Annotated in this window: 18 protein-coding genes; 4 read left to right on the top strand and 14 right to left on the bottom strand. The window is 61.0% G+C overall.

The genetic code is table 11. The features are described 5' to 3' along the window. Window positions 1–114 precede the first annotated feature (114 nt). Window positions 115–630 (top strand): 3-hydroxyacyl-[acyl-carrier-protein] dehydratase FabA, encoded by a 516-nt coding sequence (gene fabA / locus LK03_RS13940; protein ID WP_038412960.1) that lies wholly within the window; start codon window positions 115–117, stop codon window positions 628–630. Between the two features lie 11 nt (window positions 631–641). Continuing rightward, complete coding sequence (fabB, locus tag LK03_RS13935) at window positions 642–1862, top strand: beta-ketoacyl-ACP synthase I (protein WP_028693881.1); 1221 nt, start codon at window positions 642–644, stop codon at window positions 1860–1862. A 73-nt stretch (window positions 1863–1935) separates the two neighbouring features. Here the strand turns inward: fabB and LK03_RS13930 are convergent, their stop codons facing one another. From LK03_RS13930 to htpG, 3 genes are all read right to left on the bottom strand, one after another. Next, a complete protein-coding gene (locus tag LK03_RS13930; RefSeq protein WP_038412959.1) occupies window positions 1936–2940 on the bottom strand; it encodes an amidohydrolase family protein in 1005 nt (334 codons plus the stop codon). A 115-nt stretch (window positions 2941–3055) separates the two neighbouring features. Then, window positions 3056–3781: a dienelactone hydrolase family protein gene (locus tag LK03_RS13925; RefSeq protein ID WP_038412958.1), complete on the bottom strand. Its 726-nt coding sequence runs from the start codon at window positions 3779–3781 to the stop codon at window positions 3056–3058. Between the two features lie 101 nt (window positions 3782–3882). Then, complete coding sequence (gene htpG, locus LK03_RS13920; protein WP_038412957.1) at window positions 3883–5790, bottom strand: molecular chaperone HtpG; 1908 nt, start codon at window positions 5788–5790, stop codon at window positions 3883–3885. 330 nt (window positions 5791–6120) lie between these two features. Here htpG and LK03_RS13915 point away from each other — a divergent pair, with 330 nt between their 5' ends. Next, the gene (locus LK03_RS13915) at window positions 6121–6408 is read left to right on the top strand and encodes a hypothetical protein (RefSeq protein ID WP_038412956.1); all 288 of its coding nucleotides are present in this window, start codon (window positions 6121–6123) and stop codon (window positions 6406–6408) included. A gap of 66 nt (window positions 6409–6474) precedes the next feature. Here LK03_RS13915 and LK03_RS13910 read toward each other — a convergent pair whose 3' ends face one another. From LK03_RS13910 to sdhC, 11 genes are all read right to left on the bottom strand, one after another. Next, on the bottom strand, window positions 6475–7224 hold the full coding sequence (locus LK03_RS13910; RefSeq protein WP_038412955.1) for a DUF599 domain-containing protein: 750 nt from the start codon (window positions 7222–7224) through the stop codon (window positions 6475–6477). A gap of 186 nt (window positions 7225–7410) precedes the next feature. Beyond that, the gene (gene brnQ / locus LK03_RS13905; protein ID WP_038412954.1) at window positions 7411–8733 is read right to left on the bottom strand and encodes a branched-chain amino acid transport system II carrier protein; all 1323 of its coding nucleotides are present in this window, start codon (window positions 8731–8733) and stop codon (window positions 7411–7413) included. A gap of 397 nt (window positions 8734–9130) precedes the next feature. Continuing rightward, window positions 9131–10015 carry a succinate--CoA ligase subunit alpha gene (gene sucD / locus LK03_RS13900; protein ID WP_028693888.1) on the bottom strand — a complete coding sequence of 295 codons (885 nt, stop codon included), beginning with the start codon at window positions 10013–10015 and terminating at the stop codon, window positions 9131–9133. Beyond that, on the bottom strand, window positions 10015–11181 hold the full coding sequence (gene sucC, locus LK03_RS13895) for an ADP-forming succinate--CoA ligase subunit beta (RefSeq protein WP_038412953.1): 1167 nt from the start codon (window positions 11179–11181) through the stop codon (window positions 10015–10017). The genes sucD and sucC overlap by 1 nt, the downstream gene beginning before the upstream one ends. A gap of 171 nt (window positions 11182–11352) precedes the next feature. Next, window positions 11353–12789, bottom strand: a complete 1437-nt coding sequence (lpdA, locus tag LK03_RS13890) for a dihydrolipoyl dehydrogenase (protein WP_038412952.1) — start codon at window positions 12787–12789, stop codon at window positions 11353–11355. 94 nt (window positions 12790–12883) lie between these two features. Next, on the bottom strand, window positions 12884–14110 hold the full coding sequence (odhB, locus tag LK03_RS13885; RefSeq protein ID WP_038412951.1) for a 2-oxoglutarate dehydrogenase complex dihydrolipoyllysine-residue succinyltransferase: 1227 nt from the start codon (window positions 14108–14110) through the stop codon (window positions 12884–12886). 40 nt (window positions 14111–14150) lie between these two features. Then, entirely contained in the window at window positions 14151–16982 is a 2832-nt protein-coding gene (locus LK03_RS13880; RefSeq protein WP_038412950.1) for a 2-oxoglutarate dehydrogenase E1 component, read from the bottom strand. A 245-nt stretch (window positions 16983–17227) separates the two neighbouring features. Then, window positions 17228–17932, bottom strand: coding sequence for a succinate dehydrogenase iron-sulfur subunit (locus tag LK03_RS13875; protein WP_038412949.1), 705 nt, complete (start codon window positions 17930–17932; stop codon window positions 17228–17230). A 12-nt stretch (window positions 17933–17944) separates the two neighbouring features. Then, the gene (gene sdhA, locus LK03_RS13870) at window positions 17945–19717 is read right to left on the bottom strand and encodes a succinate dehydrogenase flavoprotein subunit (RefSeq protein WP_038412948.1); all 1773 of its coding nucleotides are present in this window, start codon (window positions 19715–19717) and stop codon (window positions 17945–17947) included. Window positions 19718–19720: 3 nt separating this feature from the next. After that, window positions 19721–20089 (bottom strand): succinate dehydrogenase, hydrophobic membrane anchor protein, encoded by a 369-nt coding sequence (gene sdhD / locus LK03_RS13865; protein ID WP_028693895.1) that lies wholly within the window; start codon window positions 20087–20089, stop codon window positions 19721–19723. Beyond that, window positions 20083–20469 (bottom strand): succinate dehydrogenase, cytochrome b556 subunit, encoded by a 387-nt coding sequence (sdhC, locus tag LK03_RS13860; RefSeq protein WP_033727462.1) that lies wholly within the window; start codon window positions 20467–20469, stop codon window positions 20083–20085. Before sdhC ends, sdhD begins: the two co-directional genes overlap by 7 nt. 352 nt (window positions 20470–20821) lie before the next feature. On the opposite strand from sdhC, the gene gltA reads away from it, so the two are divergent. Continuing rightward, window positions 20822–22111: a citrate synthase gene (gene gltA / locus LK03_RS13855; protein WP_028693897.1), complete on the top strand. Its 1290-nt coding sequence runs from the start codon at window positions 20822–20824 to the stop codon at window positions 22109–22111. Window positions 22112–22150: the final 39 nt, after the last annotated feature.

The following is a 22150-nucleotide window of genomic DNA, read 5'->3' as shown; positions in this document are numbered from 1 at the left end:
ACTTTCACCACAACGCAATAGTCTACCTGTAGGCTGCCGCCCCTGACCGTCATGGCTCTCGGGGATGGACGGGAAGATTCATCCCCTGCCACAGGGGGTTATTGAGGAGCTCGCATGACCAAACAAAACGCCTTTACTCGGGAAGACCTGCTGCGCTGCAGTCGCGGTGAGCTGTTCGGCCCAGGTAATGCGCAACTGCCCGCCCCCAACATGCTGATGGTCGATCGCATCACCCTCATCAGCGCCGAAGGCGGCAAGTACGGCAAAGGTGAATTGGTCGCCGAGCTGGATATCACGCCTGACCTGTGGTTCTTCGCCTGCCATTTCGAAGGCGATCCGGTCATGCCGGGCTGCCTGGGCCTCGATGCCATGTGGCAACTGGTCGGCTTCCACCTCGGCTGGCAAGGCCTGCCGGGCCGTGGCCGTGCGCTGGGTTCAGGTGAAGTGAAATTCTTCGGCCAGGTACTGCCGACCGCTAAAAAGGTCACCTACAACATCCATCTCAAGCGCGTCCTCAAGGGCAAGCTGAACATGGCCATCGCCGATGGCTCGGTCAGCGTCGATGGTAAAGAGATCTACACCGCCGAAGGCCTGCGGGTCGGCGTGTTCACCTCCACTGACAATTTCTAAGGGTTATTCGCATGCGCCGCGTCGTTATCACTGGTCTGGGCATCGTTTCGTGCCTGGGCAATGACAAAGCTACCGTCACCGAAAACCTGCGCAACAGCCGTCCGGGTATTCGTTACAACCCGGAATACAAGGAAATGGGGCTGCGTAGCCAGGTTTCCGGGTCCATCGACCTCAACCTCGAAGAACTGATCGACCGCAAGGTGTTCCGCTTCGTCGGTCATGCGGCCGCCTATGCCTACCTGGCCATGCAGGACGCCATCAAGGACTCCGGTCTGACCGAAGAGCAAGTCTCCAGCCCGCGTACCGGCCTGGTCGCAGGCTCCGGTGGTGCTTCCACGCTGAACCAGATGGAAGCACTCGACACCCTGCGCGAGAAAGGCGTCAAGCGCGTTGGCCCGTACCGCGTCACCCGTACCATGGGCAGCACCGTTTCCGCTTGCCTGGCGACCCCGTTCAAGATCAAGGGCATCAACTACTCGATCTCGTCGGCCTGCGCCACCAGCGCCCACTGCATCGGCACCGCACTGGAGCAGATCCAGTGGGGCAAGCAGGACATCGTCTTCGCCGGTGGTGGCGAAGAAGAGCACTGGAGCCAGTCGTTCCTGTTCGATGCCATGGGCGCTCTGTCGACCAAGCGCAACGATTCCCCGGAAACCGCCTCGCGCGCCTATGACGCCGACCGTGATGGCTTCGTCATCGCCGGCGGTGGCGGCATGGTGGTGGTCGAGGAGCTCGAGCACGCCCTGGCCCGTGGCGCCAAGATCTACGCCGAAATCATCGGCTACGGTGCCACCTCCGACGGTTACGACATGGTCGCCCCGAGCGGCGAAGGCGCCATCCGCTGCATGCAGCAGGCGCTGTCGACCGTCGACACCCCTATCGATTACCTCAACACCCACGGCACTTCCACCCCGGTCGGCGACGTCGCCGAGATCAAGGGCATCCGCGAAGTGTTCGGCGACAAGGCCCCGGCCATCAGCTCGACCAAGAGCCTGTCCGGTCACTCGCTGGGCGCTGCCGGTGTCCACGAGGCGATCTACTGCCTGCTGATGATGGAAAACAACTTCATCGCAGGTTCGGCCAACATCGACGAGCTCGACCCAGCGGTTGCTGATCTGCCCATCCTGCGCAAGACTCAGGAAAACGCCACGATCAACACCGTCATGAGCAACAGCTTCGGCTTTGGCGGCACCAACGCCACCCTGGTTCTCAAGCGCTGGGAAGGCAAGTGATCTTCTGATCGCTGAGCTGAAAACGCCCCGACTGGTTCGGGGCGTTTTCATTTCTGCCAGCTGCCCTGCCTGCTCAGCGCGCCTTGGGCAGCACCGCAAGGAAGTTATCCCGTGCGACCTTGCGCGCGACGTCTTCGGGCAGCGCATCGAGAAATGGCGTGAAGCTTTTCAACTGCTCGCCCATGCTGCCGAAGCGCCCGACCACATCGGAACCGAGCATGAAGCGTTCGGGGAAGCGCTTGACCAGATCGACCCAGGCCTGGCGCGGGCTGCCCTGCTTGTCCAGCAGGTAAGGCTCGAGCACGCTCCATGACAGGTCGACATAGAGGTTCGGATAGCGCTCCAGCATGCGCGTCAGGGTCGGCAGGAGAAAGTCCATCTTGGTCTGGTGCCGGTGAATTTCCAGGCTGCTGCCGGCATGGGCCCAGATGAAACGGGTGTGCGGATGGTCGCGTAGCGGCTCTTCGATTTCAGCCAGGTACAGCGGATTGCGCTCGCGCTTGGAAGTGATGTTGGAATGCACCAGCACCGGAAGGTCATGCTCGGCGGCCAGGCGATAGACGCGATTCATCGCTTCGTTGTTGGCCCGCGGGGTGTCGCCACTGGTCAGCGCGGTGAGATCGTCATGGCGGGTGAACACCTCGCCAATGCCCTGCCACAAGCCTGGATTGAGCTCGAGCGTGCGTTCAATATGACTGGCAGCGTTCTTGTCTACCGGGTTGAACCCACTTAGAAACGGATGAAAGCGTTGGCGTTGTTCGGGGCTGAGCTTTTGCAGCGCCGCAGCGACCAGCACGTCAGTGGCACTGTACCAATAGGCCGCCGCATCATCGCCAGCGTAGTAGCGCGGACGCTTGGGCTCATCTTCATGCCACTTCTTGGCCACCGGAATGCCGGAAATCATCGACTGATAGATACCAGCGGCATCCATAGCCTCGAGCAGCGCCGGCATGCCTTCGCTTTCCTGGAAGAAATCCACGTAATGCAGATGGGCGTCGCTGTATCGGTACTCGCGAGCCTGGCAAGGCTGCAGCAGCAGGCCGACGCACAGCGTGGCGGCAAGCGCTCGGACGATCATGGCAAAACTTCCTGGTCTGAATTCGAGCTGGGTAGACCGCACGATCCTCAGCCGGGTTCAGCCAGCCAGTGACCGTGCACGTCGTGCACGGTCGGGCCTCCCTGCCCTGGTCCGATCAGCGCTGGAACACTTCATCCAACAGGTTGTGCATGGCCCTGAACGCGCGCTCCGAAACCTTGCGGTTGTACTGGGCGGTGCCTGGCATGTTGGCCTCGGGATCGGTGAACGAATGCACAGCACCGCCATAGCTGTGCAACTGCCAATCGACCTTGGCGGCGGTCATTTCCGCCTCGAAGGCCGGCAACTGCTCGGCAGACACCAGCGGGTCTTCAGCGCCGTGCAGCGCCAGCACCGCACCTTTGATGTTGCGCGCATCAGCGGCATCGGGGGTGTCCAGCGTGCCATGGAACGACACCGCCGCACGTAGATCCGCGCCACTGCGCGCCAGCTCCAGCGCACAGCAGCCGCCGAAGCAGAAGCCGAACGCCGCCGCCTTGCCTGGTGCCAATCGCGCCTTGGACTGCCCAAGCAATTGCGCCAGGGCTTCAGCCATGCGCTTGCGCAGCTCAGTGCGGTTGTTCTTGAGCGGCATCATCGCTGCCGCCGCTTCATCGGCATTGCTCGGACGCAGCGATTGCCCATACAAATCGGCGATCAGCACCACATACCCCTGACTGGCCACCTCCCGGGCGATACGTACGGCGCCTTCAGTGACACCCATCCAGTTCGGCACCATCACCAGTGCCGGCTGCTCGCCAGCATCGAGGGTGTACACCAGGCGACTCTCGTAGGTGTCGCCCGAGAGATGATAAGTCAGTGATTCGACGATGACCTTGCTCATTGTGCACTCCTTAAGGCATTCGACAGTAGCCGGCGCCGCCACTGCGCCGGCACCATGAAAAAAGCCCGCCGAAGCGGGCCCTTTTCAGCAACTGCATTCACTCAAGCAGACAGCTCGACCAGCAGCTTGTTCAGCCGGCGAACATAGGCAGCCGGGTCTTTCAGGCTGTCGCCCGCCGCCAGTGCCGCCTGGTCGAAGAGGATATGCGACAGCTCGGCGAAGCGATCCTCGCTCTGCTCGTGATCGAGCTTCTCGATCAGCGGGTGGCTAGGGTTGAACTCGAAAATCGGCTTGGAATCGGGCACCTTCTGCCCGCTGGCTTCCAGAATCTGACGCATCTGCAAGCCAAGGTCCTGTTCACCGATGGCCAGAATCGCCGGCGAATCGGTCAGGCGATGGGAGACGCGCACTTCGGCAACGCTCTCGCCCAGGGCAGACTTGAGGCGCTCGACCAGGCCCTCTTTATCCTTGGCGACTTCTTCCTGGGCTTTCTTGTCTTCCTCGGAGTCCAGCGAACCCAGGTCAAGATCGCCACGGGCCACATCGACGAAGCTCTTGCCCTCGAATTCGCTCAGGTAGCTCATCAGCCATTCGTCGATACGATCGGTGAGCAGCAGCACTTCGATGCCTTTCTTGCGGAAGACTTCCAGGTGAGGGCTGTTCTTGACCTGCGCGTAGGATTCGCCGGTCAGGTAGTAGAACTTGTCCTGACCTTCCTTGGCGCGGGCCAGGTAGTCGGCCAGGGAAACATTCTGCTCGCCGCTGTCGTCGTGGGTGGAGGCGAAGCGCAGCAGGCCGGCGATTTTCTCCTTGTTGGCGAAATCTTCTGCCGGACCTTCCTTGAGCACCTGGCCGAAGTTCTTCCAGAAGCCTTTGTATTGCTCGGGGTCGTTCTTGGCCAGCTTCTCGAGCATGTCCAGCACGCGCTTGGTCAGCGCCGATTTCATCGAATCGATGATCGGGTCTTTCTGCAGGATTTCCCGCGAGACGTTCAGCGACAGGTCGTTGGAATCGACCACGCCCTTGATGAAGCGCAGGTACAGCGGCAGGAACGACTCGGCCTGATCCATGATGAACACGCGCTGCACATACAGCTTCAGACCACGCGGTGCTTCACGCTGGTACAGGTCGAACGGTGCACGGGCTGGCACGTACAGCAGCGAGCTGTATTCGAGCTTGCCTTCGACCTTGTTGTGGCTCCAGGCCAACGGGTTCTCGAAGTCATGGCCGATGTGCTTGTAGAACTCCTGGTATTCCTCGTCCTTGATCTCGGTACGTGGGCGGGTCCACAGGGCGCTGGCACGGTTGACGGTTTCCCACTCCTGGGCGGGTGCTTCTTCGCCTTCGGCAGCCTCGGCCTGCTCCTTGGGCAGCTCGATAGGCAGGGCGATGTGATCGGAGTACTTCTTGACCACATTGCGCAGACGCCAGCCATCGGCGAACTCGTCTTCACCCGCTTTGAGGTGCAGCACGATGCGCGTGCCGCGCTGCGGTTTGTCGATGGTGGAGACTTCGAAGTCGCCCTCGCCTTTCGACGACCAGTGCACACCCTCGGAAGCGGGCTGACCGGCACGGCGGCTGTAGACGTCAACCTTGTCAGCGACGATGAACGCCGAGTAGAAGCCGACGCCGAACTGGCCGATCAGGTGCGAGTCCTTCTTCTGGTCGCCGGTGAGATTCTTCATGAAGTCGGCAGTGCCGGACTTGGCGATGGTGCCCAGGTGGGTGATGACGTCCTGCCGGCTCATGCCGATGCCGTTGTCTTCCAGGGTGACGGTATTGGCCGCCTTGTCGAAGCTGACGCGGATCTTCAGATCGGTGTCGCCTTCGAACAGCTCAGGCTTGGCCAGGGCTTCGAAACGCAGCTTGTCGGCGGCGTCGGAGGCGTTGGAAATCAGCTCGCGGAGGAAGATTTCCTTGTTCGAGTACAAGGAATGGATCATCAGGTGCAGCAGTTGCTTCACTTCGGTCTGGAAGCCCAGGGTTTCCTTTTGAGTATCCACACTCATGGTCTTCAAAACTCCAATCGATTGGCGGGGTTCGCCGTGACGGCCAGGGCCGGCATTCAGGGCGGGATGAGCAACAGATGGGGGCACGCCGGGGCATTTCAAGGGGCGCCGCCTTGATAGGCCCCTCATCCTGGGTCGATCAGCCGCCAGGCGATGGCGCAGACGCTTGGCAAAGGGTCGTCGACAGGCGCCGGATCAATCCCGCCGCAAACAACGCGCAGTCGCCATTAACGACGTGCAGATGTATATGTGCGAACCGTGTGGAACTTCTTTCACAGCGTACAACTCGAAGGTACAAGTCGATTATTCCACCAATGGAGATACACACTCATGCGTAAACCTTTTGCTTTTGCTCTGATGCTGGCCGCCACCATGGGCTTGGCCGCTTGCGATAAAGCGAGCGAAGACAAAGCCCAAGACGCACAACAACACGCCGAGAAAGCCCAGGAAAAAATGGGTGACGCTCAGGACAAAGTCAACGAAGCCAACGAAGAAAAAGCCAAGGCTGCTGCCGACCAGGCTGAAGCTCAGCAGAAGGCCGCCGAAGAAGCTCGCGACAGCTCCTCGCCGACCAACACCCCGCCAGGCTCGGTTCCTGCCGAACCTGCCAAGCAGTAATTCTGCTTGTAAGAAAACCCGGCCTGGCCGGGTTTTTTTATGCCTGGAAACTTTAACTAAATTGGATCAGTTCACGCTTGCAGAGTTGTCCGCAGGGTGCTCTAGCGCCGAACTTTGCGTGGGGGTGAAGACCATCACTTCCAACACGTCGGAGTGAAACTCACGCCGGTAAAGAATCAGTACCACGCCGACACTGGTGAGCATGAACATCCACGGGCTGATGAACCAGGTCAACAAGGCCATGCCGAAATAATACGCGCGCAATCCCAAGTTGAACTGGTTGGCGGCAAGCGACAGCACTTTCGCTGCACGGGTAGCGAAGGCTCTGCGTTCAGGCTCGTTGACCTGACGCTCGCCGATCATCGGCGCCGAACCTACCAATACCGCAGCGAAATTGTACTGACGCATGCACCAGCTGAAGGTGAAGAAGGCATAGACGAAGACCATCGCCAGGCACAGCAGCTTGATTTCCGACATGCCTTGGGAAGCCGGCTGCACCCAGGGCAGATCAGCCAGCAATGACAGCGCCCGGTCCGAGGCCCCGAGCACGGTGAGGACGCCGGCGAGGATGATCAGCGTGCTGGAGGCGAAGAACGAGGCGTTACGCTCGAGGTTGCCGATCACGCTGGCATCGGCGATACGGTTGTCGCGCAGCAGCATGCGGCGCATCCAGTCTTCCCGGTAGAGGTGCAGCACGCTGGCCAGGCACGCCGTGTCGCGGCCCTTCCAGATGGCATAGCGGGTATAGCCGCCCCAGGCGAGGCCGAACCAGCACACGGCCAATAGATTGCTCAGGTTGTTCTGGATGAAACTCATGCCGTCTCCGCGCAGGTGGACAAACCAGGATTTACACCGCCTTTCGACGTCGGTTCTGCGCAAAAGGCACGCACACTCGGCAGTGCAGGCAAAAAAAAACCCCGCATTGCCATGCGGGGTCATCTGGCGCGATTGGCTGCCGGGCTCAGTGGCTTGTGACCTGCCCCGCAGCCTGCACTCAGCGCATCAGGCGATCGCCTGGTGCGGGCTACCCAGCAGTCGGTCGACGGTGACGCACACGGCCAGGGCAATCACCGACGGCACCAGCCAGGCCAGGCCCTGTTCGCTCAGCGGCAGATTGGCGGCGGCGTCTGGCAGCAGGTGGGCAAGTTCGCTGCCTTTGAGGGCATCGACGATACCGAACAGCAGCGATACCAGCATCACCGGCGCCATCACCCGTACCGGTGAGTTCCACACGCCGTTGACGAAGCTCAAGGCAATCATGACGATGCACGGCGGATAGATAGCCGTCAGCACGGGCACCGAGAACATGATCAGCTTGGTCAGGCCCAGGTTGGAGACCAGCAACGAGAACCCGGCGAGCAACACCACCAGCACCCGGTACGACAGTGGCAGAATCTGGCTGAAGTACTCGGCGCAGGCGCACGTCAGGCCGACTGCAGTGACCAGGCAGGCCACGGTGATCAACACGGCCAGGAAACCACTGCCCAGCGAGCCGAAGGTGTGCTGCACGTAGGCGTGCAGCACCGTGGCGCCGTTGGCGGCGTCCATGGCGATCGCGTGGCTGCCCGAGCCGAGACGGAACAGGCTGACGTAGACCAGCGCCAGGCCGACACCGGCGATCAGGCCGGCGATGATTGCGTAGCGGGTGATCAGTTGGGGTGACTCGACGCCACGGGAACGGATGGCGTTGACGATGACGATGCCGAACACCAGTGCGCCCAGGGTATCCATGGTCAAGTAGCCATTGATGAAGCCCTGCGAGAACGGTGCGCTCACATACGCCTGCTTCGCCTGACCAATATCGCCGGCCGGCAGCATGAAGGCAGCGATGCCCAGCGCAGCCAGTGCGATGATCTTCAGCGGCGCCAGGAAGCGTCCGACGGTATCGAGCAGCTTGCCCGGATACATCGACACTGCCAGCACGATCAGGAAGTACACCACGCTGTAGATCAACAGCGCCAACCAGCCTTCCATGCTGTCACCGACCAGCGGCGCGACACCGACTTCGAACGACACAGTGGCCGTGCGCGGTGTGGCGAACAGCGGGCCGACCGAGAGGTAGCACACCGCCGCCAGCAGGCCGCCGAAGAACTTGCCGATCGGGCTGCTCAGCGCGTCCATGCCACCGCCGACCTTGGCCAGCGCCACGACGGTGATGACCGGCAGGCCGACCGCCGTGACCAGGAAGCCCAGCGCTGCCATCCACACGTTCGGCCCGGCCTGCAGGCCGACGATGGGTGGGAAGATGATGTTGCCCGCGCCCACGAAAAGGGCAAACGTCATGAAGCCAAGTGCCAGGATGTCCTGGCCTTTTAACACTTTCATTTGGGGAAGTACCACACTGCTGAAATCGGGATTCGAGAAGGGATTGCCCTATGGATGAGGGAAATGCTGCCCGGCTTGATGAGCCAGACCCGTTTAGCGTGTCGGTCCCTTTTGGGGATCGGGCACAAAATGGCGCGTAGATTACCGAATTTGTACCAGGAGCGCACTGCGAGCGAGCGGTCTGTCCGCTGTGCGACTGTTCTTGTCGTATAAACGACTGAAGATGTGCGAAATCTACTCTTCGCTACAGAAAAGGTCTGTACGAAAATTCCTATCGTGCTGATCGGTGCAATCCATACGCACGGCGAATTGTCCTGACAGGCCGTCCTCACAGGCCGTCCTGAAACACAAAAACCACCCGAGGGTGGTTTCTGTGTTGCGTGGGGGGTGCTGCCTATTAGTGCTTCACTTCCCAGCCAGTCAGCTCGGCCAGGGCCTTGCCGATGTCAGCCAGCGAACGCACGGTTTTCACACCGGCGTCCTGCAGGGCGGCGAACTTCTCGTCGGCAGTACCTTTGCCGCCGGAGATGATCGCGCCAGCGTGGCCCATGCGCTTGCCAGCAGGTGCAGTTACACCGGCAATGTACGAAACCACAGGCTTGGTGACGTTGGCCTTGATGTAGGCAGCCGCCTCTTCTTCAGCCGAACCGCCGATCTCACCGATCATGACGATCGCTTCGGTCTTCGGGTCTTCCTGGAACAGCTTGAGGATGTCGATGAAGTTCGAGCCCGGAATCGGGTCGCCACCGATACCCACGCAGGTCGACTGGCCGAAGCCGGCGTCGGTGGTCTGCTTGACCGCTTCGTAGGTCAGAGTGCCGGAACGCGAAACGATACCGACCTTGCCTGGCAAGTGAATGTGACCTGGCATGATGCCGATCTTGCACTCGCCCGGGGTGATGACGCCTGGGCAGTTAGGGCCGATCAGGGTCACGCCCAGCTCGTCGCACTTGACCTTGGCGTCCAGCATGTCGAGGGTCGGGATGCCTTCGGTGATGCAGACGATCAGCTTGATGCCGCCGAAAGCCGCTTCCAGGATCGAGTCCTTGCAGAATGGAGCCGGAACGTAGATGACCGAGGCGTCGGCGCCAGTGGCAGCGACGGCTTCCTTGACGGTGTTGAACACCGGCAGGCCCAGGTGGGTGGTGCCGCCTTTGCCTGGGGTCACGCCGCCAACCATCTTGGTGCCGTAGGCGATGGCTTGTTCGGAGTGGAAAGTACCCTGCGAGCCGGTGAAGCCCTGGCAGATGACTTTGGTGTCTTTATTGATCAGGACGCTCATTACTTGCCCTCCGCAGCTTTGACAACTTGTTGAGCAGCGTCGGTCAGGCTGGTTGCAGCAATGATGTTCAAACCGCTTTCTGCCAGTACTTTAGCGCCCAGTTCGGCGTTGTTGCCTTCGAGGCGAACGACCACCGGAACTTTAACGCCAACTTCTTTCACTGCGCCGATGATGCCTTCGGCAATCATGTCGCAACGAACGATGCCGCCGAAGATGTTGACCAGAACGGCCGCGACGTTGCTGTCGGACAGAATGATCTTGAACGCTTCGGTCACGCGCTCTTTGGTGGCACCGCCGCCCACGTCGAGGAAGTTGGCTGGCTTGCCGCCGTGCAGGTTGACGATATCCATGGTACCCATGGCCAGGCCGGCACCGTTGACCATGCAGCCGATGTTGCCTTCCAGGGCAACGTAGTTCAGTTCGAACTTGGCAGCGTGGGCTTCACGGGCATCGTCCTGCGACGGGTCGTGGAAGGTTTTCAGCTTCGGCTGACGGTACATGGCGTTGGCGTCGATGTTGATCTTGGCATCGAGGCAATGCAGATCGCCGTCGGCCTTGATCACCAGCGGGTTGACTTCCAGCAGGGCCAGGTCGTGGTCCTGGAACAGCTTGGCCAGGCCAACGAAGATTTTCGCGAACTGGGCAACCTGCTTGCCTTCCAGACCCAGCTGGAATGCCAGCTCACGGCCCTGGAACGGCTGCGCACCGACCAACGGATCGATGGTGGCCTTGATGATCTTCTCGGGAGTGTCGTGAGCCACTTTCTCGATGTCCACGCCACCTTCGGTGGAGGCCATGAACACGATGCGACGGCTGGAACGATCGACTACAGCGCCCAGGTACAGCTCTTTGGCGATGTCGGTGCAGGACTCGACCAGGATCTTGGAAACTGGTTGACCGTTGGCATCAGTCTGGTAGGTGACCAGGTTCTTGCCCAACCATTGTGCAGCGAACGCCTTGGCGTCTTCCTTGCTGCGAACCAGCTTGACGCCACCCGCCTTACCGCGACCACCAGCGTGGACCTGGGCTTTGACGACCCACTCCGAACCACCGATCTTGTCGCAGGCTTCTGCTGCAGCTTCAGGGGTGTCGACTGCGAAACCCTTGGAAACTGGCAGGCCGTATTCAGCGAACAGCTGTTTGCCCTGATACTCGTGAAGATTCATGCTTTTTACCGTCTTCGTTAGGTACTGCGCTTCGGCGCTGCACCGTTGCCGGTGCCGCGCCACCTGTGACCCTCAGTCCCGGGGAAACCCGGTGACCTGGTCCGGCGAACATTCCGCGGTGAGTCGTGCACGCAAGACTCACGACGGGCAGCCCGCCGTGGTTTCTTATAATTAACGCTTTTTACGGTTGGCGACGTGAATGGCACCGCCATTCACCGCCAGCGCTGCTTCGTGCAGCGCTTCGGACAGGGTTGGATGGCTGAAGACCATCATGCCCAGGTCCTCGGCACTGGTGCCGAATTCCATGGCGATCGCGCCTTGCTGAACCAGCTCGGCCGCCGACGGGCCAATCACGTGAACGCCCAGGACACGGTCGGTCTTGGCATCGGCGATGACCTTGACGAAACCACCGGTGTCGTTGGCAGCCATGGCACGGCCGCTGGCAGCGAACGGGAAGGTACCGACGTTGACTTCGACGCCTTCGGCTTTGAGCGCCTGCTCGGTCTTGCCGACCCAGGCGATTTCCGGGTGGGTGTAGATGACCGACGGGATCAGGTCGTAGTTCATCTGAGCCTTGTGGCCCTTGATGCGCTCGACCACCATGATGCCCTCTTCCGACGCCTTGTGCGCCAGCATCAGGCCGCGGACCACGTCACCGATGGCGAACACACCCGGCACGCTGGTGGCGCACTGGTCATCGACATAGATGTAGCCGCGCTCGTCGATGTCCACGCCCGAATCGCTGGCCAGCAGGTCGGTGGTGACCGGACGACGGCCAACCGCGACGATCAGGCGATCGAAGGTGATCTTCTGCTCGCCATTGGCATCGGTGTAGGTGACTTCGACTTCATCGCCATTGACGCTGGAGCCGGTGACGCGAGCACCCAGCTTGATGTCCAGGCCTTGCTTGGTGAGAGTCTTGTGCGCTTCCTTGGAGACGGCGCTGTCAGCAGCCATCAGGAAGGTGTCCAGCGCTTCGAGTACGGTCACCTGGGCGCCCAGGCGCGACCATACCGAACCCAGCTCCAGACCGATGACGCCAGCGCCGATCACGCCCAGACGCTGCGGTACGCTCTGGAATTCCAGGGCGCCGGTGGAATCGACGATGACTTTCTGGTCGACCGGAGCCGGCGGAATGTCGATCGGACGCGAACCGGAAGCGAGAATCACGTTGTCGGCTTCGACGACTTCAGTGCTGCCGTCGGCCTTGGTGACTTCGACCTTCTTGCCTGCCAGCAGCTTGCCGTGGCCCTGGATCGAGGTCACACCGTTGGCCTTGAACAGGGTGGCGACGCCACCGGTCAGGTTCTTCACGATGCCAGCTTTGCGGCCGATCATCGCGGCGACGTCCATCTTCACTTCGCCCGTGGAGATGCCGTGGACGTTGAAGGACTCTTTGGCTTCCTTGTACTTCCAGGAGCTGTCGAGCAGCGCCTTGGACGGAATGCAACCGACATTCAGGCAGGTGCCACCCAGGGCCAGTTTGCCCTCGGCGTCGGTGTATTCCTCGATGCAGGCGGTTTTCAGGCCCAGTTGAGCAGCCTTGATGGCGGCCACATAGCCGCCAGGGCCGGCACCGATGACAACAACGTCGAATTTCTGGGTCATAAAAGATTCCTTTTCAGCGTCAAGCTTCAAGCTGCAAGCCGCAAGACAGCACGCTTCAACTTGAAGCTTGCCGCTCGCGACTTGCAGCTATTGTTTAGATGTCCAGCAGCAGGCGGGACGGATCTTCCAGCAGGTTCTTGATGGTAACCAGGAAGGTGACCGCCTCTTTGCCATCGATCAGGCGGTGATCGTAGGACAGCGCAAGATACATCATCGGGCGGATGACCACCTGACCATTGACCGCCATCGGGCGCTGAATGATGTTGTGCATGCCGAGGATAGCAGCCTGCGGCGGGTTGACGATCGGGGTCGACATCATCGAGCCGAAGGTACCGCCGTTGGTGATGGTGAAGGTACCACCGGTCATTTCCTCGATCGACAGCTTGCCGTCGCGAGCCTTCTTGCCGAAGGTGGCGATGCCGTTCTCGATTTCCGCCAGGCTCATCGATTCTGCGTTACGCAGTACCGGAACCACCAGGCCACGGTCGCTGGAAACCGCAACGCCGACGTCGGCGAAACCGTGGTAGACGATGTCGTTGCCATCGATCGAGGCGTTGACGGCCGGGAAACGCTTGAGCGCTTCGGTCGCCGCCTTGACGAAGAACGACATGAAGCCCAGGCGCACGCCGTTGTGGGTCTTCTCGAACAGATCCTTGTACTTCGAACGCAGGGCCATGACTTCAGTCATGTCGACTTCGTTGAAGGTGGTGAGCATGGCCATGTTCGACTGGGCTTCGACCAGACGCTCGGCGATCTTGGCGCGCAGACGGGTCATCGGCACGCGCTTCTCGGTGCGGTCGCCATTGGCAGTGACCACGGCAGCCGGGGCCGCAGCGGCAGGCTTGGCAGCCGGGGCCGCGGCAGGTGCCGACTTCTTGTTGGCGACGGCGGCAACGACGTCTTCCTTGGTCACGCGACCGCCTTTGCCGGTGCCGGCGACCGACGCCAGGTCGATGCCGTTCTCTTCGGCCAGCTTGCGCGCGGCAGGTGCGGCAACCGGGTCGTCTTCGCCGGCGTCAGCGCCAGCAGCAGCGGCCGGCGCGGCAGCCTGGGCAGCAGCGGCCGGTGCCGCAGCACCAGCGCCACCCTGGACGATGGAGCCCAGAACTTCGTCGGACAGCACGGTGTCGCCTTCGGCCTTGACGATATCGCCCAGCACGCCATCGGCGGTGGCCAGCACTTCCAGGACCACTTTGTCGGTTTCGATGTCGACGATCAGCTCGTCACGCTTGACGGCTTCGCCCGGCTGCTTGTGCCAGGTGGCAACGGTGCCGTCGGCAACCGATTCCGGGAAGGTTGGGGCTTTGATCTCGATAGCCATTAGCAGTGTTTCCTTAAATTCGGTTTCAGTGCGCTAAGCGTTAGACGGTGAACGCGTCTTGCAGCAGTTTTTCCTGCTGCTCGGCGTGCTTGGAAGCATAACCACACGCAGGTGCGGCAGACGCGTCGCGACCGGCGTATTCCAGAACCAGTGACGGGTTGTGGCGACCGAGGATCCGACGCATATGGTGCTGGCTGCTGTACCAGGCGCCCTGGTTCATCGGTTCTTCCTGGCACCACACCGCGGCCTTGAGGTTGGTGTACGGCGCGAGGATTTCCACCAGGTCATCTTCCGGGAACGGATACAGCTGCTCGAGACGCACGATGGCGATGTCTTCACGGCCTTCGGCGCGGCGTTTTTCCAGCAGGTCGTAGTAGACCTTGCCGCTGCACAGCACGATGCGCTCGACCTTGGACGGCTCGAGGGTATCGATTTCCGGGATGACGGTCTGGAACGAGCCTTCGGCGAGGTCTTCCAGGGTGGAAACGGCCAGCTTGTGGCGCAGCAGCGACTTGGGCGTCAGCACGATCAGCGGCTTGCGCAGCGGACGAATGACCTGACGACGCAGCAGATGGTAGATCTGCGCCGGCGTAGTCGGGACGCACACCTGAATGTTGTGCTCGGCGCACAGCTGCAGGTAGCGCTCCAGACGCGCGGAGGAGTGCTCCGGCCCCTGCCCTTCGTAACCGTGTGGCAGCAGCATGGTCAGGCCGCACAGACGACCCCACTTGTGCTCGCCGCTGGTGATGAACTGGTCGATCACCACTTGCGCACCGTTGGCGAAGTCGCCGAACTGGGCTTCCCAGATCACCAGCGCGTTCGGCGTGGTGGTCGAGTAACCGTATTCGAACGCCAGCACGGCCTCTTCCGAGAGGAACGAGTCGTACAGGTCGAATTTCGGCTGGCCCGGGTACAGGTTCTGCAACGGCAGGTAGGTGCTGGCGTCCTTCTGGTTGTGCAGCGCCGCATGACGGTGCGAGAAGGTGCCGCGACCCACGTCCTGACCGGTGATACGCACCGGGTGACCTTCGAAGATCAACGTGGCGTAGGCCATGGTTTCGGCGTAGCCCCAGTTGATCGGCAAGCCACCGGCCTGCATCTTCTGGCGGTCTTCGTAGATTTTCGCGACCTGACGCTGAACCACGAAGCCTTCAGGAATTTCCAGCAGCTTGCCGGACAGCTCCTGCAGGGTCTTGAGTTCGATGCCGGTGTCGTGACGCGCGGTCCAGGCATGGCCCAGGTACGGACGCCAGTCGACGAACAGCTCGCGGTTCGGCTCCTTGACCAGGCTCTTGACCACGTGCAGGCCGTTGTCCAGCGCGCTGCGGTAGTCGTCGATCTTGGACTGGGCGCGTTCGGCGTCGATGCGACCGGCCTGGATCAGCTTGTCGGCATACAGCTCACGGGTGGTACGCTGCTTGCTGATCTTCTGGTACATCAGCGGCTGGGTGCCGCTCGGCTCGTCGGCCTCGTTGTGGCCGCGGCGACGGTAGCAGACCAGGTCGACCACCACGTCACGCTTGAACTGCATGCGATAGTCGATGGCCAGCTGGGTGACGAACAGCACCGCTTCCGGGTCATCGCCGTTGACGTGCAGGATTGGCGCCTGAATCATCTTGGCAACGTCGGTGCAGTACTCGGTGGAGCGCGAGTCCAGCGGGTTGCTGATGGTGAAACCAACCTGGTTGTTGATCACGATGTGCACGGTACCGCCGGTCTTGAAACCGCGGGTCTGCGACATCTGGAAGGTTTCCAGGACCACGCCCTGACCGGCGAAGGCCGCGTCACCATGGATGGAAATCGGCAGGACCTTGTCACCGGAGGTGTCGTTGCGACGGTCCTGACGGGCACGTACGGAACCCTCCACCACTGGCGAGACGATTTCCAGGTGGGAGGGGTTGAACGCCATGGCCAGGTGGACTTCGCCGCCCGGGGTCATCACGTTCGACGAAAAGCCCTGGTGATATTTCACGTCACCCGAGCCCAGCTCGTTCATCTTCTTGCCTTCGAACTCGTCGAACAGCTCGCGCGGGTTCTTGCCGAAGGTGTTGACCAGCACGTTGAGGCGACCGCGGTGGGCCATGCCGATGACCACTTCCTTGGTACCGTAGGAGCCGGAGCGCTGGATCATTTCGTCCAGCATCGGGATCAGGCTCTCGCCACCTTCCAGACCGAAGCGCTTGGTGCCCGGGTACTTGGTGCCCAGGTACTTCTCGAGGCCTTCGGCAGCGGTTACGCGCTCGAGCAGGTGGGCCTGCGCGTCGGCGGAGAAATCAGGACGGCCACGCACGCTTTCCAGGCGTTGCTGGAACCAGCTGCGCTGCTCGGAATCGACGATGTGGGTGAACTCGGCGCCGATGGTGCGACAATATGTCTTCTCCAAGGCATCGAAGATTTCCCGTAGGCTCGCCTCCTCTTTGCCGATGAACAGGTCGCCGGCACGGAAGGTCGTATCAAGATCGGCACTGGTCAGGCCGTAGTGATTGATCGACAGGTCTACAGGTGCGGGACGCTGCCACAACCCCAACGGGTCAAGCTGGGCAGCTTGATGACCGCGCATACGATAGGCCTGGATCAGTCGCAGCACTTCAACCTGCTTCTTCTCGTGTTCACTGCTCACGCTCCCGGCAGATACCGGTTGGGCGCGGCGCTGGTTCTTTGCCAGCAGTACGAAATGGTCGCGGATCGTCGAGTGCGAGACATCGGTAGCGGTGCTGCCGTCGGCGGGCAACTTCTGGAAGTAGGTGCGCCACTCTTCTGGCACAGCGTTAGGGTCGTGCAGGTAAAGCTCGTAGAGCTCTTCCACATATGCAGCGTTACCACCTGAAAGGTGGGCGCTATCCCACATGCGCTGCATCACGCTTTCTTGCATGCTTGGTCACCCTCGGTTAGGGGACTGATCGGCAAGCGCCTCAGCAAACGTAGGAAGCCCAATACCGCGGCCGAACCACGTCACCGAAGATCCTGCAGATTTTCCGGGTACCAGCCCGGAAGCCCCTGCTGGTCTCATATCTTCATAGGTACGAGCCGGGGCTTTGTGAGCCCTTGCTCGGGTTTCACCTCGGCGCGGGCTCACCACCCGCGCTTCGGCGTCTTGCAGTTACAACACTTGCTGAATCAGGTGCCGCTTTGCAGCAGCATGTTGCGCACGTGACCGATTGCCTTGGTCGGGTTCAGACCTTTCGGGCAGACGTTCACGCAGTTCATGATCCCGCGGCAGCGGAATACGCTGAACGGATCGTCCAGCGAAGCCAGACGCTCCTGGGTCTTGGTGTCGCGGCTGTCAGCCAGGAAACGGTAGGCTTGCAGCAGCGCGGCAGGGCCGAGGAACTTGTCGGGATTCCACCAGAACGATGGGCACGAGGTCGAACAGCAGGCGCACAGGATGCACTCGTACAGACCGTCGAGCTTCTCGCGCTCTTCCGGCGATTGCAGGCGCTCGATGGCCGGTGCCGGGGTGTCGTTCTGCAGGAACGGCTTCACCTTCTCGTACTGCTTGTAGAAGATGCTCATGTCGACGACCAGGTCACGGATCACCGGCAGGCCAGGCAGTGGACGAACCACCAGCTTGTTGCCCTTGACCACCGCCGACAGCGGAGTGATGCAGGCCAGGCCGTTCTTGCCATTGATGTTCATGCCGTCGGAACCGCAGACGCCTTCACGGCAGGAGCGACGGTAGGAGAACCCTTCGTCCTGCTCCTTGATCAGCGCCAGCACGTCGAGCACCATCAGGTCCTTGCCACCGGTATCGACTTCGAACACCTGGGTTTTAGGCGCCGAATCGGTATCCGGGTTGTAGCGATACACTTCAACTTTCAACATTGCGGCCACCCCTTAGTAAGTCCGGACTTTAGGCTCGAAGGCCGGAACGGTCTTCGGCGCGAAGTTGACGCCACGCTTGGCGACGCGCTTCTCACCCGGGTAATACAGGGTGTGGCACAGCCAGTTCTCGTCGTCACGGTCTTCGAAGTCTTCACGGGCGTGGGCGCCGCGGGACTCTTTACGGGCTTCAGCGGCGATCGCCGTCGCTTCAGCGACTTCCAGCAGGTTCTGCAGCTCCAGCGCTTCGATACGCGCGGTGTTGAAGGCCTGGGACTTGTCATTGATCTTGACGTTGGCGATTCGTTCACGCAGACCTTGCAGCTGGGCGATACCCTTCTGCATGTATTCGCCGGTACGGAACACACCGAAGTAGTTCTGCATGCAGCTTTGCAGCTCGCGCTTGAGGGTGGCCACGTCTTCGCCGGTGGTACGCTCGTTGAGCTTGGCCAGACGATTCAGGGCAACGTCCACGTCGGTGTCGCTTGCGTCGCGGTACTCGATGCCTTCGCTCAGCGCCTTCTCCAGGTGCAGGCCGGCAGCACGGCCGAACACCACCAGGTCGAGCAGCGAGTTGCCGCCCAGGCGGTTGGCGCCGTGAACCGATACGCACGCCACTTCACCGACCGCGAACAGACCCGGGATGATGTGGTCGACGCCTTCGGCGTCCATGGTGATGGCCTGGCCATGAATGTTGGTGGCAACGCCGCCCATCATGTAGTGGCAGGTCGGTACGACCGGAACCGGCGCGACCACAGGGTCGACGTGGGCGAAGGTCTTGGACAGCTCGCAGATGCCTGGCAGGCGGCTGTGCAGGACTTCTTCGCCGAGGTGGTCGAGCTTGAGCAGGACGTGGTCCTTGTTCGGGCCGACACCGTTACCGGCGATGATTTCCTTGACCATGGAACGGGCGACGACGTCGCGGCCGGCAAGGTCTTTGGCGTTCGGGGCGTAACGCTCCATGAAGCGCTCGCCGTGGGCGTTGATCAGGTAACCACCTTCGCCACGGCAGCCTTCGGTGACCAGTACACCTGCGCCGGCAATGCCGGTCGGGTGGAACTGCCACATTTCGATGTCCTGCACCGGCACGCCAGCACGCAGCGCCATGCCGACACCGTCGCCGGTGTTGATCAGGGCGTTGGTGGTCGAGGCGTAGATACGGCCAGCACCGCCGGTGGCCAGTACAGTGGCCTTGGCCTTGATGTACAGGGTTTCACCGGTTTCGATGCAGATGGCGATGACACCGACGAACGCGCCGTCCTGGTTCTTCACCAGATCGACCGCGTAGTACTCGTTGAGGAAGGTGGTGCCGGCTTTCAGGTTGCCCTGATACAGGGTGTGCAGCAGCGCGTGACCGGTACGGTCGGACGCTGCGCAGGTACGGGCCGCCTGGCCGCCCTTGCCGAAGTCCTTGGACTGGCCACCGAACGGACGCTGGTAGATGCGGCCGGTTTCGGTACGCGAGAACGGCAGACCCATGTGGTCGAGCTCGAACACCGCGGCAGGACCTTCCTGACACATGTATTCGATGGCGTCCTGGTCACCGATATAGTCGGAGCCCTTGACGGTGTCGTACATGTGCCAGCGCCAGTCATCGTTCGGGTCGGCCGAAGCGATGGCGCAGGTGATGCCACCCTGGGCCGAAACGGTGTGCGAACGGGTCGGGAAGACCTTGGTGATCACGGCAGTCTTGTGACCACCCTGGGCCAGCTGCAGCGCAGCGCGCATGCCGGCGCCGCCACCACCGATGATGATGGCGTCGAACGAAATAGTAGGAACACTAGCCATGAATCAGATACCCCAGAGAATCTGTACACCCCAGACGAAGTACGCGAACATCGCGACGCCGCAGACCGCCTGGAACAGGAAACGTACCGCCGTAGCCGATTTGCCCAGCGCCATCGGCGTCAGGTAGTCGGTGGCAATGGTCCACATGCCGACCCAGGCGTGAGCGCCGAGGGCCACGAGGGCGAGCAGACTGAAGATACGCATCGCGTTGTTGGAGAACAGCGCGTGCCACTGGACATAATCGATGCCCGGGTGCGCGACGAGGTATCCGATCAGGAAGATGAAATAAGCCGCGAGAACGACCGCAGAAACACGCTGCGCCATCCAGTCATAGAGGCCCGAACGCGAAAGGTTCGTGACGTTGGTTACCATATCCAAACTCCTGCCAGCACGATCAACACCACGGAAACGGCGATGATAATTTTCGAGCCCAGTCTTCCGCCTTCCAGCGTTTCACCGACGCCCATGTCCATGATCAAGTGGCGCACACCGGCAACCAGGTGATACAGCAGGGCAGACAGCAGCCCCCACGCCACGAACTTGGCCAGCGGGCTGGTCATGTACGCCTTCACTTCGCCGAAGCCTTCCTCGGAACCCAGCGAGTTGGACAATGCATAAAGCATGATGCCCAGCCCCAGGAAGAGGATGATGCCGGAGACGCGGTGAAGAAATGACGTTATGCCGGTAATGGGGAGTTTGATGGTCCTTAGGTCTAGGTTTACAGGTCGTTGGCTTTTCACGGCTTTTTTCACACTGAAGAGCCCCTAGCAAGCAGGGCAAAGTTGTTGGTAAGTGTACTGGTCAGGTACCCACCATTCAGAGAGCACGACACCCATCACAGCGGGCCTGGGAAAGCCCTTGGGAGTCGGCTGCCGAGTATAGACAGTTAGGCTGCTCATGACAACGTGAGGGTCTCGCCCAAAGAGCGCATTGCCTTCTTCCTGCAAAAGGCGTAAATGGGCGGGAATTTCTTGAAAAATCAACGCTCAGGCAGTGTTTCAAGCAGCCTTTAGGCAAATTGACATCTGAATTTATCCCTCTATAGTGGTGCGGGCCCTGCGTGGGGGGTCTGTCAGATGATTTCAAGCATTAATAGGAGGCCACATGGCTGACAAAAAAGCGCAGTTGATCATCGAGGGCGCTGCCCCCGTCGAGCTGCCGATTTTAACCGGCACCGTTGGTCCCGATGTCATCGACGTCCGCGGGTTGGGGGCATCCGGTCACTTCACCTTCGACCCTGGCTTCATGGCCACTGCCTCGTGTGAATCGAAGATCACCTACATCGATGGCGACAAGGGCGTGCTGCTGCACCGCGGCTATCCCATCGAGCAACTGGCCGAACAGTCCGACTACCTGGAAACCTGCTATCTGCTGCTCAACGGCGAACTGCCGAACGAAGAGCAGAAGGCCAAGTTCGTCAGCAATGTAAAGAACCACACCATGGTTCACGAACAGCTGAAGACCTTCTTCAACGGCTTCCGTCGTGATGCTCACCCCATGGCGGTGATGTGCGGCGTGGTCGGCGCCCTGTCGGCGTTCTACCACGACTCGTTGGACATCAATAATCCGCAGCACCGGGAAATCTCGGCCGTGCGCCTGGTCGCGAAGATGCCGACCCTGGCCGCGATGGTCTACAAGTACTCCATGGGCCAGCCCATGATGTACCCGCGCAACGACCTGACCTACGCCGAAAACTTCCTGCACATGATGTTCAACACCCCGTGCGAGATCAAACCGATCAGCCCGGTGCTGGCCAAGGCGATGGACCGGATCTTCATCCTCCACGCCGACCACGAGCAGAACGCCTCAACCTCCACCGTGCGTCTGGCGGGCTCCTCCGGCGCCAATCCGTTCGCCTGTATCGCCGCGGGCATCGCTGCCCTGTGGGGTCCGGCCCACGGCGGCGCCAACGAAGCCGTACTGACCATGCTCGATGAGATTGGCGACGTGTCGAACATCGACACCTACATCGCCAAGGCCAAGGACAAGAACGACCCGTTCAAGCTGATGGGCTTCGGTCACCGCGTCTACAAGAACCGCGACCCGCGCGCCACCGTGATGAAGCAGACCTGCGACGAAGTGCTCGCCGAGCTCGGCATCAAGAACGACCCGCAGCTGCAACTGGCCATGCGCCTGGAAGAGATCGCCCTCACCGATCCGTACTTCATCGAGCGCTCGCTGTACCCGAACGTCGACTTCTACTCGGGGATCATCCTCAAGGCCATCGGCATTCCGACCAGCATGTTCACCGTGATCTTCGCCCTGGCGCGTACCGTCGGCTGGATTTCGCACTGGAAGGAAATGCTCTCCAGCCCGTACAAGATCGGCCGTCCGCGCCAGCTGTACACCGGTGAGCAACAACGCGACATCACCGCACTCAAAGACCGCAAGTAAGCGCTTGTTCGAGACGCAAAAAACCGGCGCCCTGGAGCG

Origin of the sequence: Pseudomonas cremoricolorata, assembly GCF_000759535.1 — a bacterium.
Lineage (GTDB): Bacteria > Pseudomonadota > Gammaproteobacteria > Pseudomonadales > Pseudomonadaceae > Aquipseudomonas > Aquipseudomonas cremoricolorata_A.
The sequence above is the reverse complement of the archived record's forward strand: the minus strand, read 5'-3'. Positions and strand labels throughout refer to the sequence as shown.

Excerpts from the sequence above, each read along its gene's own strand:
- sdhA (WP_038412948.1), bottom strand. The coding sequence starts at position 19,717 with ATGGCTAGTGTTCCTACTATTTCGTTCGACGCCATCATCATCGGTGGT.
- fabB (WP_028693881.1), top strand. The coding sequence starts at position 642 with ATGCGCCGCGTCGTTATCACTGGTCTGGGCATCGTTTCGTGCCTGGGC.
- LK03_RS13875 (WP_038412949.1), bottom strand. The coding sequence starts at position 17,932 with ATGTTGAAAGTTGAAGTGTATCGCTACAACCCGGATACCGATTCGGCG.
- fabA (WP_038412960.1), top strand. The coding sequence starts at position 115 with ATGACCAAACAAAACGCCTTTACTCGGGAAGACCTGCTGCGCTGCAGT.
- gltA (WP_028693897.1), top strand. The coding sequence starts at position 20,822 with ATGGCTGACAAAAAAGCGCAGTTGATCATCGAGGGCGCTGCCCCCGTC.
- LK03_RS13925 (WP_038412958.1), bottom strand. The coding sequence starts at position 3,781 with ATGAGCAAGGTCATCGTCGAATCACTGACTTATCATCTCTCGGGCGAC.
- lpdA (WP_038412952.1), bottom strand. The coding sequence starts at position 12,789 with ATGACCCAGAAATTCGACGTTGTTGTCATCGGTGCCGGCCCTGGCGGC.
- sucC (WP_038412953.1), bottom strand. The coding sequence starts at position 11,181 with ATGAATCTTCACGAGTATCAGGGCAAACAGCTGTTCGCTGAATACGGC.
- LK03_RS13915 (WP_038412956.1), top strand. The coding sequence starts at position 6,121 with ATGCGTAAACCTTTTGCTTTTGCTCTGATGCTGGCCGCCACCATGGGC.
- LK03_RS13910 (WP_038412955.1), bottom strand. The coding sequence starts at position 7,224 with ATGAGTTTCATCCAGAACAACCTGAGCAATCTATTGGCCGTGTGCTGG.
- htpG (WP_038412957.1), bottom strand. The coding sequence starts at position 5,790 with ATGAGTGTGGATACTCAAAAGGAAACCCTGGGCTTCCAGACCGAAGTG.
- LK03_RS13930 (WP_038412959.1), bottom strand. The coding sequence starts at position 2,940 with ATGATCGTCCGAGCGCTTGCCGCCACGCTGTGCGTCGGCCTGCTGCTG.
- odhB (WP_038412951.1), bottom strand. The coding sequence starts at position 14,110 with ATGGCTATCGAGATCAAAGCCCCAACCTTCCCGGAATCGGTTGCCGAC.
- LK03_RS13880 (WP_038412950.1), bottom strand. The coding sequence starts at position 16,982 with ATGCAAGAAAGCGTGATGCAGCGCATGTGGGATAGCGCCCACCTTTCA.
- sucD (WP_028693888.1), bottom strand. The coding sequence starts at position 10,015 with ATGAGCGTCCTGATCAATAAAGACACCAAAGTCATCTGCCAGGGCTTC.
- brnQ (WP_038412954.1), bottom strand. The coding sequence starts at position 8,733 with ATGAAAGTGTTAAAAGGCCAGGACATCCTGGCACTTGGCTTCATGACG.
- sdhD (WP_028693895.1), bottom strand. The coding sequence starts at position 20,089 with ATGGTAACCAACGTCACGAACCTTTCGCGTTCGGGCCTCTATGACTGG.